10 protein-coding genes and 1 pseudogene are annotated in these 13378 nt (G+C 72.1%); 7 read left to right on the top strand and 4 right to left on the bottom strand.

The window, feature by feature from the left end:
• The first annotated feature begins 153 nt into the window (after positions 1-153).
• From AC07CM_RS35510 to AC07CM_RS35540, 7 genes and pseudogenes are all read left to right on the top strand, one after another.
• On the top strand, positions 154-1323 hold the full coding sequence (locus AC07CM_RS35510) for a C40 family peptidase (RefSeq protein ID WP_478880604.1): 1170 nt from the start codon (positions 154-156) through the stop codon (positions 1321-1323).
• Between the two features lie 200 nt (positions 1324-1523).
• A complete protein-coding gene (locus AC07CM_RS35515) occupies positions 1524-2255 on the top strand; it encodes a hypothetical protein (protein WP_478880605.1) in 732 nt (243 codons plus the stop codon).
• A 144-nt stretch (positions 2256-2399) separates the two neighbouring features.
• The gene (locus AC07CM_RS35520; RefSeq protein ID WP_478880606.1) at positions 2400-3272 is read left to right on the top strand and encodes a hypothetical protein; all 873 of its coding nucleotides are present in this window, start codon (positions 2400-2402) and stop codon (positions 3270-3272) included.
• Positions 3273-3342: 70 nt separating this feature from the next.
• On the top strand, positions 3343-4113 hold the full coding sequence (locus tag AC07CM_RS35525; protein WP_478880607.1) for a hypothetical protein: 771 nt from the start codon (positions 3343-3345) through the stop codon (positions 4111-4113).
• On the top strand, positions 4110-6272 hold the full coding sequence (locus tag AC07CM_RS35530) for a M48 family metalloprotease (RefSeq protein ID WP_478880608.1): 2163 nt from the start codon (positions 4110-4112) through the stop codon (positions 6270-6272). The genes AC07CM_RS35525 and AC07CM_RS35530 overlap by 4 nt, the downstream gene beginning before the upstream one ends.
• A gap of 43 nt (positions 6273-6315) precedes the next feature.
• Complete coding sequence (locus AC07CM_RS35535; RefSeq protein ID WP_478880609.1) at positions 6316-7041, top strand: hypothetical protein; 726 nt, start codon at positions 6316-6318, stop codon at positions 7039-7041.
• Between the two features lie 84 nt (positions 7042-7125).
• A pseudogene (locus AC07CM_RS35540) lies at positions 7126-7522 on the top strand (2Fe-2S iron-sulfur cluster-binding protein); the annotation flags it as partial.
• Between the two features lie 161 nt (positions 7523-7683).
• Here AC07CM_RS35540 and AC07CM_RS35545 read toward each other — a convergent pair.
• The 4 genes from AC07CM_RS35545 to AC07CM_RS35560 are packed head-to-tail and all read right to left on the bottom strand — an operon-like array spanning position 7684 to position 13377.
• Positions 7684-9855, bottom strand: coding sequence for a discoidin domain-containing protein (locus AC07CM_RS35545; protein ID WP_478880610.1), 2172 nt, complete (start codon positions 9853-9855; stop codon positions 7684-7686).
• Between the two features lie 55 nt (positions 9856-9910).
• Positions 9911-11518, bottom strand: a complete 1608-nt coding sequence (locus tag AC07CM_RS35550) for a glycoside hydrolase family 13 protein (RefSeq protein WP_478880611.1) — start codon at positions 11516-11518, stop codon at positions 9911-9913.
• A gap of 33 nt (positions 11519-11551) precedes the next feature.
• Entirely contained in the window at positions 11552-12427 is an 876-nt protein-coding gene (locus AC07CM_RS35555) for a carbohydrate ABC transporter permease (RefSeq protein WP_478880612.1), read from the bottom strand.
• On the bottom strand, positions 12424-13377 hold the full coding sequence (locus tag AC07CM_RS35560) for a carbohydrate ABC transporter permease (RefSeq protein ID WP_478880613.1): 954 nt from the start codon (positions 13375-13377) through the stop codon (positions 12424-12426). Before AC07CM_RS35560 ends, AC07CM_RS35555 begins: the two co-directional genes overlap by 4 nt.
• Between the last annotated feature and the right edge of the window lies 1 nt (position 13378).

The following is a 13378-nucleotide window of genomic DNA, read 5'->3' on the forward strand; positions in this document are numbered from 1 at the left end:
CCGCGCCCCCCCCCGTCGACTCTGTTACGCCCCCCGGGGGGGGGGGCCGCGCCCCCGGAACCGGCGCCCGCCGCTGTGCGGGCGCCGGGCACACACCCCCCACCGCCGTCACCGTTACCCCGGTGACGTCAACGTCGACGAAGGATGTGCTCCTTGAAGACCGGAACCACGCGCCGGCTCGCCGGCCGGGCGCTCGCACCCGCGGTGGCCGCGGCAGCCCTGGCCGCTCTCCCGCCCGCCACGGCCCATGCGGCCACTACCGCCCCGCACCCCAACGCCGCGGCAAAGGACGCGAGTTGCGGTGTCCTCGCTCCCGGCGCCTCGGCTACCGCGCAGGCCGCCGTGGACGCGGCCTGTTCGCAGATCGGCGTCTGGTACAGCTGGGGCGGCGGCCACGGCGCCACACCCGGCGCCACCTACGGCTACTACGACGGCTCCGATCCCGACAGCATGCACGACAACGAACGCAAGGGCTTCGACTGCTCGGGCCTGATGCGCTACGCGTACTACCGGGCGACCGGCAAGGACCTGCTCAACGGCACGGCGAACGACCAGTTCCACAGCTCCCAGGCCGCCGCCCGCTTCTCGGCCGGGCAGGGCACGGGCCCGCTGGTCCCCGGTGACCTGATGTTCTGGGGCAGCGGCCACATCCACCACGTGGCCATGTACCTGGGCGCGGGGCAGATGGTCGAGGCGTACGAGTCCGGCACCCACATCCGGGTCACCCCCGTGCGCACGGGCGGCGACTACGCGGGCGCCATCCGCATCAATCCGTCGGGCGCCCCGACTCCCCCGCCTGCCGACGGCGGCACGGTCTTCGAGACCTGGGGCACCAGTGTGCGCACCCACAGCTCACCGAGCGTGCGGGCCTCCGTCGTGGACACCTTCGGCGGGCCGACCCAGGTCTCGGTCCAGTGCCAGGAGCACGCGGAGACCGTCACCGCCGAGGGCTACACCAACGACATCTGGTCCAAGCTGGCCGACGGTTCGTGGCTGACGAACATCTACATCAAGGGCCCGGCCTCGCTGCCCGGCGTCCCGGACTGCGGCGGCAGCAGCCCGGCGCCGCCGAGCGGGGGCAGCAAGCCCCACCAGACGTGGGGCACGAGCGTCCGCACGCACAGCCAGCCGAACGTCAACGCGTCCGTGGTCGACTACTTCGCCCAGCCCACCACGGTCAACGTCGTCTGCCAGACCCACGCGCAGGAGGTGACGGCCGACGGCTACACCAATGACGCCTGGTCCAAGCTGACCGACGGCTCGTGGATCACCAACATCTACCTCAAGGGTCCGGCCTGGCTGACCGACGTGCCTTCCTGCTGAACGGGTGTCTTCCCGGAGCCGGTCCCGACGGCTCCGGGAAGACGATGACCCGGAAAGACAGTGACGCGGAGAAGACGGCTCGGAGAAGACGGTTCGCAGAAGTCCGCATATGGGCGGATCGAAGGGATGAAGAGATGTAATATCCCGCGCACATGACGTCCGCCGGGCTGTTCTCGGCGGTGCGGAGGGGGAGGAAATCCATGATCAGAAAGTGCGCGTTGACGCTCGGGGCGATACTTCTCGCGAGCGGCTGCGGCGGCTCCTCGCACCGCGGGTCGAGTGCGGCCGAGTCACCGTCGGCAGACGTCTCGGAGTCCGCCTCCGACACCGGTTCGCCGACGCCGGACGCCGCCTCCTCCTCCCCGGAGCCGACCCCCACGACCGAGGAACCGGTCGAGGAGACCCCCACCACCGAGAGCGCGACCTCCGACGACGCAACGGAGACGGGGAGCGAGGGCGATGCGAGCGGTGACGACGAACAGCCCGCCTCGGACGGGAGCCTGGACTGCGGCAGTCTCTCCGGCAGCGGAACCTTCACCGACCCGCTGCAACTCGGCTCCGTGGACGGCCCCGTGACGGCTCGGGGCTGCGCGCCGCTGACCTCCGGCTCCCCGTTCAACGTCCGCTACTTCTCGTTCACCCTGTCCGCCGCGCCGGGCACGAACGCCCATGCCGGGGCGTCCTTCACCCTCACCCAGGACGCGCTCGGACCGGTGTACCCGGCGATCGTCCAGCCCAACGGATGGGTCCTCAAGCACAGCCTCGGATCCGGCTACTGGACCGGAACGGAGCCCGACTTCACCGGCCGCTACCAGCAGATCTCGGATCTGGCTCCGGGCACCTACATCCTCCGTACGGAGAAACTCGACTCCCCGCTGCGCTCCCTGTCCACGCCGTCCTACGACGTAGTCGTCGACCCCGACGGCTACTGAGCCACCTCACGGGACCCAGGAATTCACTTCTGTTCTTTATTGACCGAATGTGAATTGGTATCCCTTTAAGGCGCATTATCTCTTAAACTTTTCCGCATCACGCCAGGAGGTGCGCTGGGGGCGCGCCGGGGGGAGCTGGTTCTCGTGCGCCGTAGATCGTTGTGCGCGTCCCTCCTGGGCTGCGTCGCGTTCCTCGTCCCGGCAGTCCTTGGCGCGGCGTCGGCGTACGCCGCCGACCCGGCCGCCCCCTACGCCGAACTGACGCCGGACTCTGGTCAGTTGGAGCCGGGCGGCGCCCCGCTGGCCTTGGACGCCACGTTCCACAACACGCTGGACACCGACATCACGGACAGCTTCGTCGTCGCCGTCGGCATCCGGCTCGCGCCGCCCGCCGCCCCGCTGACGCCCGATCAGGTCACGGTGGAATGGTTCGACGCCGGCCCGTCCGTATGGCGACCGGTCCAGCTGACCCCGGGCGACACCGCGCTCAGCGGCTACCTCAGCACCGACGCCGGACTCCCGTCCGTGGGTTCGCTCCCGGCAGGTGACTCGGCCCGTGTGCCGCTGCGCGTCTCACTGGTCTCCGGGGTGCCCGCACCGACCACCCTCCAGTTCGTCACGCAGGGCCTGATCCAGCCGACGGCATCGGTCGACCCGGTGGCCCTGATGGACGGCAAGGCGTCCTACTCCGTGGTCGACGAGACGACGGAATCGGACACGGGCCCGCCGGTGGACACGGTTTCGGCGACGGCGAGCCTCTCGCCCGGCAGCCCCGCGAGTGCGGCGGCGACAGTGACCGACACCCCGTCCGCTCCGCCCTCCTCGCCCTCCGCACCCTCTTCGTCTCCCCCGTCCGCCGCCGCCTCCGCGCCGTCGGCCCTGTCCGGCGACACCGGAGGAGACAGGCTCGCGGGCATCGGCACATCCGCATCGATCGTGGCGGCCGGCGTGGCCGCCCTCGTGTTCACCGCCGTCGTCGCCGTCGGCGTGAGGCAGCGTCGCCGCGGGCGGCACTGAACGCGCCCGCGGCCCAGGCAGCCGCCGTCCGTACGAGCGCCCCGCCGGTCCGTCCTCACGGGAGGAACTCATGCACCACCGCACGGGCCAGGATGTCCTGCGCGACGTGGTCCGCCGCGTCGCTCCGGCCGAACTGGAGAAGCTGGACGAGACCTGCCGGGCGTACGCCGCGCGGCCCCATGCCCCGCAGCGCCTGCACCGGCCGGCCGGGGACCCGCTGGGCATCGGCTTCGAATCGGCGGTCGTACTGCCGGTTCTGGTCGCGGTGGTCTCGCAGGTACTCGCCGACCTCGCCTCCGGGCGCATCCAGGCGGGCGGCACCCGGCTGAAGCGCTGGTGGCGGCGCCGGAGCGGGGCCGACGCCGAGGGGAGGCGGGCCGCGCTGACCTCGGCCGTCCCGGAACTCTCCGAGGTGACACGCCAGGAACTCGCGGACTGGGCCGCGGCCCAGGGCCGTGCCGCCGGCCTGTCCGCGCCCCAGGCCGAAGCCTGCGCCCAGATCATCGTCGTGGCCGTCGTACGCGGGAACGCGGCGACGGAAGACTGCACGGCACCGGACGACTGGCCGGAACCGGAACCGCAATCAGGACCGGGACCGGAACCGGAACCGGTCTCGGAACCACGACAGCGAAGCGGTCCCGAGACCGGGCCGGAGACCCGGCACCGGGCGGAACCGGAGTCCGGGCACCGGTCGGCGCCGGCCCCGCGCACCGAGCACCGGACCGCTCCCGACCCGCGTGCGGATGCCGCCGGGCCGGGCGACGACGTGGGGGCGGGGCTCCGGTCGGGGACTTCGGAGACCAGTGACGCGCCCGCGGCCGCGAACCCGTCGCCGTCGTGAGCGCCGTGCCGGGCTCCCACGGCCCGCCCTCCTCCACCACCACCGACGCCGCCACTCCCCGCGAGCGGCGCGACGTCGCCCGCGCGCTGGTCTCCAGCCCGCTGCCGCTGCCGACCACGACCCGGCTGGCCCTGCTGGTCCTCGTGGCCGGCGCCGGTGCCGCGTTCGCCACCTGGTGGTGGCTGGTGCTGGGCCGGGGCAACTGGCCGGACGCCCAACTCGCCTGCCTGCCCGCTTCCGACGCCGCGCCCGACGAGGTTCTCACCCGGTTCACCGACTGCGTGGGCGACGTACGACTGGCGCAGTCGGCGGTGGTGGTGTGCGGGCCGCTCGCCCTGCTGGCCCTCGCCGTGCTGTGCCGAGCCGCCGGACGCCGGCTGAGCCTGTGGCGGTGGCGGGCCGAGCCGGACCACTCCTCACCGCTCGCCCTGCGTCTGGCCGCCCTGACACCCGGCGCGACGGGGCCCCGGCCGGTGCTGTGGGTGCGCCGCCGGCGCATCGGGGTACGGGCGCGCGCGGCGGGCACCGTCCGCCGGCCGCGGATCGTGGCCGACTCCCATGTCTTCGGGCTGCCCGACCGGCGCGTGGACGCGTTGTTCCGCCATGAACTGGCCCATCTGCGGCTGCGGGACGTGGGCCGGGTACGGCTGGCCCTCGCGGCCTGGTGGCTGCTGCTGTTCGGCGTCACCCTGCCGACGGCGGTCGCGTCGGCCCGCGACCCCGGACTGCTGGGTGCCGGCCTGTTGGTGCGGATGGCGGTCGTCCTGGTCGTCGTGCTGCTCACCCTGTGCGCCGTGCTGCGCGTGCGGGAGCACGACGCCGATCTCGCCGCTGCGGCCGATCCACGCGCATCGGGGGACTCCACCGCCGCCCACATCGGCTCGGCCCTCCCGCCGCGCCGCGTCGAGCGCCTCGTACGGTCCCTGGGCCTCGCCACGCATCCCACACCCGCGGACCGCCTGGCCGTGCTCGCCGACCCGGCCCGGTCCTGGGGTCTGTCGTCCCTGGAGTGCCTCACCACCGGGCTCGCCGCGGGCCTGGTCTTCACCGATCTCACCCTGCTGGTGGCCGCCCTGGTGCCAGACCACACCCAACTCGCTTATGCGGTTGGCGGGTTGCTGACCGGCTGGGCCATGGCCGGGGTGGTGACCGTGGCCTGGTGGCGGGCCGTCGCCGTGGGGCACCGGGACGCGTCCGGCCTGCGCGCGGCGCCGGCCGGAGCCGCGCTCGGCCTCGGTGTGCTCCTGGGCAGCCAGCTCGCCGGCCGGGCGGCCGGTGACTGGGTGCGGGACACCGGCACGGCGGACGGCTTGGCGACGGCGCTCTCCCTGACCGATGTGCCGCGCGTGCAGGCGCTGGCCCTGGGGTTGGTGCTCGTGGTCGGCGGGGCGCTGTTCGCCCTGTGGACCACGTCCCTCGCCAGGGCTCTGGGGGCCGCGGTGGACGGTCCGCGTTCGGCGTCCGCCTGCGCGGTGGCCGTAGGGCTGTCCGGGTTCCTGCTCTCGGTGCCGCTGGGCAGTTGGTTCCTGTTCGCCCGGCTGACGGCGGCCCGCGCCGCCCCTGACGTCCGGTGGGCCGTGATCGACACGCCCTGGTGGGTGACGGGGGTGGTGACGAGCGTGGTCGGCGCGCTGCTGCTGCCGGCTGCCGTCGCCCGCCGGCCGAGGCGTCCGGCGCCGCGCGGCACCCGACGGTTGCGGTCCCTGGTCCTGCCGGCCGCCGCCGCGGTGCTGGTCGCTGCCGGGGCCGGATGGGCGGCATTCGGTGGCGGACTGGTCGAGGCACCGGCCGCACACGTCTCCGGCGAATCAGCGGTGTCCGCACTGCCGACCCACCCACCGGCCTCGCCGGACTCCGACGACGATGACCGGACCGTCCCCCTGGACCAGCTCCCCGTGCTGCCGCCCGAGGAGCAGCGGACGGACGCCATGGCGGCGGACACCGCCCTCGTCTGTCGTGCGTTGTCCCTGGGCGGGACCACCGTCTGGACCGACCCGCAACGCCGCGCCGACACGGCCGAGTTGCTCGGAGGTCTCGACGACCCCGTGCTGCGGGCCGCCTCCGCCGTCCTCCTGCGCGACCCGTCGGGGCCCGTGGACGATCACGCGCTGGTCGCCTCCGTGCTGCGCTGCGACCTGTACTTCCGCTACGGCCGCTGACCGGCCGCACTCGCCGATCCGCCCGCCGTTCGAGGAGACCCGCATGAGCCCGAGACCCGCCCCGAGACCGACCCGGACCTCCGCCGGCGGCCGGCGACGGCTCGCCGCGCTGTCGGCCGTGGTGGCGGTGCTGGCCGGTTCCGCCCTCACCGGCTGTGCCGGCGGGGGCCACCGATCGGACACCGTGGTGCCGACGCAGGCACCCCCCACCGGCGCCTCCCACGGCACCACGCCCCTGTCCGACGCCCTGCTCACCACGGCCCAGTTACCGCGAGGCTATGTGAGGACCGTGCTGCGGAACGAGCCGCCCACACGCTCCGACCACCCCCGATGCATCGCCACGCTCAACGGACTCGAGTCCGCTCCGAGCACCCGCACCGGCTCGGTCGAGGCCAGGGTCACCTTCGCCATGAGCCAGAGCGGGCCGTTCCTCCAGCAGGTACTGCGGCGACTGCCGGGCTCCGGGGCGCGACAGGACCTGGAGCAGGCGGCGAGTGCGCTGTCCGGCTGTGCCGCGTTCTCCATCGGCTGGAGCGACGGCACCACCGGTACGGAGCGGGTGGTGCCCCGGGGCTCGGCGGGCATCGGGGACGCGTCGTGGCACGCCACGGTGACCGCGACCACCGGAACCTTCACCGTCCAGGAGACCCTGGTCCTGGTCGTCGTGCGGAGGACCCTGGTCGTGCTCAGCGACGCGGGCAGCCCCACGGCACCCGACCTCTCCAGAACACTGACCCTGGCCCGTACGGCAGCGGCGAGAGTCCCCTGACCGGGCGGCTCTGCAAACAGCCTTCCGTGAGGCGGAAGCGCTGTTGTGGGCCGGTGACGCCCGTCCCGACGATGTCGCCACCATGCGGTCCTGGACGGCACCGCCGAGGGCACCCTGGTGTACTGCTGCGGTCCGGGACCGCTGCTGGACGCCGTCGAGGAGCGCTGCCCGGCCGGGCTGCTCCGGGTCGAGCGCTTCCGGCCCAAGCCCCGACCGAGCAACGCCGACCAGGAGTTCGAGGTCGAGCTCGCGCGCAGCGGCCGTCCCGCCGCACGTGTCCGTGCTGGACGCGGTGCACGCCGCCGGGATCGAGGTGCTGTACTCGTGCGCCGAGGGCACCTGCGGCACCTGTGAGACTGACGTCCTGGAGGGCGCCCCGGACCACCGGGACTCGGTCCTCACCGAGGAGGAGCGGGCGGCGGGCGAGATGATGATCTGCGTGTCGCGCTGCCGGGGACCTCGGCTCGTCCTGGACCTGTGAGGGTCGGGCCCTTCGCTCACCGCCACCCTTGCGCTCCATGCCTGTCGGACCCCCCTCGGTGACGGCCCGGTTGCGGAGGAACCGTTCGTAACGGCTCCTCACGCGCCGGGCCGGTGGCCGATCCACCTTGCCGGAGAGGGACTGACCGTTCCGGTCGGGTGTCAGCTCGTCAGATAGGCCTCCACCTCACTGAACTGCCCTGCGGGCCAGCCCGTGTTGGCGCTGACGCTCAGGCGCAGGTAGCGCAGGTCGGTACCGCTGGGCAGGGAGACGGTGGCCGTGTTGCCGGTGGCCGGGTCGAAGCGGTAGCCCTGCGAGCCCACGACCGTGGAGTAGGACGAGCCGTCCGTGCTGCCGAGCACCGTGATGGTCTGGGTGCGGGCGCCCCACGCCGAGGAGGGAGGCAGCTTGAGCACCAGCCGGCGTACCGCGTAGGAGGAGCCGAGATCGACCGTCCAGGACTGCGGGAAGGCGTTGTTGGTCGACTCCCAGTAGCTGTTCGCGTCGCCGTCGACCGCCTTGCCCGGCGTGTAGACGTCCTGCGAGCCGGTCGCGGTGGCCGGGCGGCCCTTGGCCAGGTTGCGGTTCGGGTCGGGGTCGGGATTGCCCTGGCCGGGCTGGGGCCAGCTGGAGCAGTCGGACCAGGTGCTGTTCCAGCCGGAGTTGCCGCCGCCGTCGGTGAGCGTGAAGGAGCCGGAGTTCGCCGGGTAGGGGCAGTTGTAGACACCGGCGACGCCGACCTGGGTGGCGGTGACGTTCTTGAAGGCGGCCTCGCCCTGCGCCTCGGCCTGGACCACGACCGTTCCCGTGTTCTTCACGGTCGCGCCGGTCACGTTGACGTTCCTGACCGGGTAGCCCTGGCCGCCTCCGGAGACGAACTCGAAGGCGCCGTACGGGCTGTCGATGATGGTCGTGTCGGTGATGTTGACGGTGGCGTTGATGGCGCTGTCGTAGGAGTCGACCCGCAGGGCGCCCATGGGGTGGTTCCAGTTGGGGTTCATCGCGCCGGTGCGCACCAGGGTGTTGCCGTCGACCGTGATGGTGCCGGACAGGGGGTGGAAGGGGTCGAGGAACTTCTGGTTGGAGATCGCGATACCGCTGCCGAGGGCGTTGGTGTCGGAGATGAGGTTGTTCCTCACGGCGATGTCGGTGCCGCCGTAGACGGCGATGCCGTTCGCGAGGTTGGGCTGCGAGATCGTGTTGTTCTCGAAGCTGGAGTCCGTGTCCGGGGAGTACAGCGACCACATGGCGAGGGAGTCGTCCCCCTGGTTGCGCAGGAAGTTGTTGCGGACGCGGACGCCCTTCGCCGTGCCGTTGAGGTTGAGGCCGTCGGCGGTGGTGTCGAGGATGCGGCTGTTCTCCACCATCAGGTTGTCGTTGTTGCCGGTCAGCCAGAGCCCGACCTTCATGTGCTGGATCCACATGCCGGAGACGGAGGAGTTCGGGCCGAGGGAGCCGTTGACGAAGTTGTCGGGGCTGGAGTCGACGCGCTCGGTGACCTCGCCGATGACCGCGAAGTCCTTGATGTGGACGTTTCCGGAGGAGCTGGTCTGGTCGATGAAGCGGGAGGTGTGCACGACCGAGTACCAGCTGCCGGCGCCCTGCAGGGTCACGTTCTGCACGCCGTTCAGGGAGGACGTGACCCGGTAGTCGCCGGGCGGTATCCAGACCGTGCCGCCCTGGGCGGCGGCGATGGCGTCCCGGAAGGCCTGGGTGGAGTCGCCGTTGCCACTGGGGTCGGCGCCCTTGGAGACGACGGACACCGAACCCGCAAGCTGGGAGGCGGCGGCCGCGACCTGCTCGAAGTCGGCGACGTCGACGGTGACCTGGGTGCCGGTCGACTCGAGGGAGACCCTGTCGCCGGCCTGGACGTTCTGCCCCAGCAGCAGGCGGGTGTCGTCGAAGAAGTGGTGGGTCTTCGCGCCCGGGATCCAGCCGGTGTCGATGTAGGAGTACTTGGAGGTCACGGGGAGCGTCTTGGCCAGCCTGGTGCCGTTGACGTACACGTCGAGCGAGCCGGACTGGCCGTCCGGGACGCTGTAGGCGACGTTCACGGCGTTGGCCGCGCGCGGCACGGTGAACTCCACGCGCTGTCCGGAGGTCAGTCGTACGGCCTGCCGGCCGGAGGCTTCCGAGGCGAGTGTGCCCTGTGTGTAGTCGGGGCCGATCCTCGTGCCGTTCGTCGTCTCCGACTCGGCCTCCACGGAGGTGAAGGGGAGGGTGGCGCCCGCGGCCGCGTGGGCGGCGGGGGCCACGGCGACGAGCGTGCCGGCGGCGAGGGCGACGACCGCCCCGATCGCCGGCATGACATTTCTGGCGGTGCTGCTGGGCATGTGCTGATCCCTTCGTGGTGGGGGTGCGTGGGATAGCAGGCGGTGCGCGGGCGGCTCAGGCGCGCAGCCAGGCCGCCGTGTCCTGTGGCAGCCGGCCCTCGGCGTCCAGCGGGCCGCTGCTGAGCAGGAGTCTGGAGTGCGCGGGCAGTTCGGCGGGTGTCGCGGCGAGGTTCACCACGCACAGCGCGCCCTGCGCGCGGGAGAAGGCCAGCAGGCCCTCGGGGGCGGGCAGCCAGGTCAGGGGGCCGTCGCCGAAGACCGGGCGGGTGGCGATGGCCCGGCGGTAGAGGGCCAGCATGGAGTCGGGGTCCCGCTGCTGACGGTCGGCCGCGTACGAGGTCCAGCCGGCCGGCTGCGGCAGCCAGGGCTCCTCGCGCGAGCCGAATCCCGCGTACGGCGCGTCGGCCGCCCAGGGCAGCGGTACCCGGCAGCCGTCGCGGCCCGGGTCGGCGCCGTGCGAGCGGAAGTACATCGGGTCCTGGATGCGCCCGACCGGGATCTCGGCCTCCGGCAGCCCCAACTCCTCTCCCTGGTAGAGGTACACGGCTCCGGGCAGGGCCAGCGACAGCAGCGCGGCCGCCCGGGCCCGGCGAGTGCCGAGCGCCAGGTCCGTCGGGGTGCCGAAGGCCTTGGCCGCGAAGTCGAAACCGGTGTCGACGCGGCCGTAGCGGGTGACGGTTCGGGTCACGTCGTGGTTGCACAGCACCCAGGTGGCCGGGGCGCCGACGGGGGCGTGCTCGGCGAGGGTGGTGTCGATCGAGGCGCGCAGCCTCCCGGCCTCCCACGGGCAGGACAGGAAGGAGAAGTTGAAGGCGGTGTGGAGTTCGTCGGGGCGCAGGTAGCGGGCGAAGCGTTCGGGGTCGGGGAGCCAGACCTCGCCGACGAACACGCCGTCGTAGGCGTCGGCGACGGACCGCCAGGAGCGGTAGACGTCGTGGAGTTCGTCGCGGTCGACGAACGGGTGCGGTTCGGGGTGCGTGGCGAGGTCGGGCAGAGCCGGGTCCTTGGCGAGCAGGGCGGCCGAGTCGATGCGGACACCGGCGACACCGCGCTCGAACCAGAAGCGCAGGATGTCCTCGTGCTCCTGGCGGACCGCCGGGTGGGCCCAGTTGAGGTCGGGCTGCTCGGGGGTGAACAGGTGCAGGTACCAGTCGCCGTCGGGCAGGCGTGTCCACACCGGTTCGGTGGAGCCGGCGAACTGCGAGGGCCAGTCGTTGGGCGGGAGTTCGCCGTGCGCGCCGCGTCCGGGCCGGAAGTGGAACAGCTCGCGCTCGGGGCTGCCGGGCTCCGCGGCGAGGGCCGCCCGGAACCAGGGGTGCTGGTCGGAGACGTGGTTGGGCACGATGTCGGTGATCGTGCGGATGCCCAGCTCGTGTGCCTCGGCGATGAGCTTCTCGGCCTCCGCGAGGGTGCCGAAGGCCGGGTCGACGGCACGGTAGTCGGCGACGTCGTAGCCGCCGTCCTTCATCGGCGACAGGTACCAGGGGTTGAACCACAGTGCGTCGACGCCGAGTTCGGCGAGGTACGGCAGTCGCGCGCGGACTCCGGCGAGGTCGCCGGTGCCGTCGCCGTCGCCGTCGGCGAAGCTGCGGACGTACACCTGGTAGATGACGGCCGAGCGCCACCAGTCACGGTCCTTCGGGGCATGGGTGGGCTGTCCCACTGAGCTTGCCTTTCTGTAGACGGGGCGTCGGCGTCAGCCCTTGGTGCTGCCCGCGCTGATCCCGGCGATGATGTGCCGCTGGAAGACGAGGAACAGCGCCACCATCGGGACGCTGGCGATCACCATCGCGGCGATGAGCACGGTGAGCTGGATGTTCTGCGACAACTGGACCAGGGCCACGCTGATCGGCTGCTTGTCGGTGTCGGAGAAGACCATCAGCGGCCACAGGAAGTCCTGCCACACCGCGACCAGAGCGAAGATCGACACCACGCCGAGCACCGGCCGGGACATCGGGAGCACGACCGACCACAGGATGCGCAACGGGCCGGCGCCGTCGATCTGGGCGGCCTCCAGGATCTCGCGCGGCAGTTGGTCGAAGAACCGCTTGAGCAGGTACAGGTTGAAGGCGTTGGCGGCCGCCGGCAGCCAGATGGCGAGGGGGTCGTTGAGCAGGCTGGTGTGGATCAGCGGCAGCTCGGCGGCGGTCAGGTACTTGGGTACGACGAGCGCCTGGGCCGGGACCATCAGGGTGGCGAGGATGCCGCCGAGGATCACCTTGCCGAAGGCGGGCCTCAGCTTGGACAGGGCGTAGGCGGCGGCCGTGCAGAACACCAGCTGGAAGGCCCAGGCGCCGGCCGCCTGCACCACCGTGTTCCACAGGTGGTGCGGCAGCTGCATCAGGTCCCAGGCGTCGGTGTAGCCGTCGAGGTGCCAGTGCTCCGGCACGAGCGTGGGCGGCGTCCGGGCCACCTCGTCCGGGGACTTCAGCGCGCCGGTCACCATCCAGTAGACCGGGAAGAGGAAGGCGAGCGCGAAGAGCAGGACGACGGCGGTGAACACCGTCCAGTAGGCGGCCTTGCCGCGCGGGCGGGCGAGGGTGGCCGGGGAGATCAGGGTCCGGCTGCTCATGCGTCCCCCTCGGAGCGGGTGAGCCGCAGGTAGAGGACGGAGAAGGCGCCGAGCAGGACGAGGAGCATCACGCTGAGCGCGCAGGCGCCGCCGAAGTCGTTGTAGAGGAACGCGTACTTGTAGATGAGGTAGAGCACGGTGACCGTGGCGTTCTCGGGGCCGCCGCCGGTGATGACGAACGGTTCGGTGAACACCTGCATGGTGGCGATGATCTGAAGGAGCATCAGCATGAGGATGACGAACCGGGTCTGCGGGATCGTCACGTGCCGGATGCGCTGGAGCAGGTTCGCGCCGTCCAGTTCGGCGGCCTCGTACAGCTCGCCCGGGATGGACTGCAGGGCGGCCAGGTAGATGAGGACGGTGCCCCCCAGGTTGGCCCAGGTGGCCACGATCACCAGTGAGACGAGTGCGGTGTCGGTGCCGTTGGACCAGTTCGAGGTGGGCAGGTGCAGGAAGCGCAGCGCCTCGTTGGCGAGGCCGGCTCCGGGGTCGTAGAACCACTTCCACAGCAGGGCGCTGACCACGGGTGGGATCATCACCGGCAGGTAGACCACGACCCGGAAGAAGGCCTTCGCGTGCCGCAGCTCGTTGAGGACGAGGGCGAGGACGAAGGGGACGGCGAAGCCGATCAGCAGGGCGAACAGGGTGAAGGTGACGGTGTTGCGCCAGGCCTCGGTGAACTCGGGGTCGTGCAGGACGCGGGTGAAGTTGGCGGTGCCGACCCACTGGGGCGAGGAGCCGGGCGTGTACTTCTGGAAGGCGATGACGACCGCGCGGATCGCCGGGTACCAGGAGAACAGGGCGAAGCAGATCAGGCCGCCGAGGAGGAAGGCGTAGGCACGGGCCTGGTCGAGAAGGCGGCGCCGCCTCCGGCCCCCTGCCGGGGGCGGCGCCGGGACCGGGTGGGCGGCGGCCCGCTGGACCGGGCGCCGCTCGGCCGTCTTCGTCATG

The organism is Streptomyces sp. NPDC044061 (assembly GCF_056434305.1).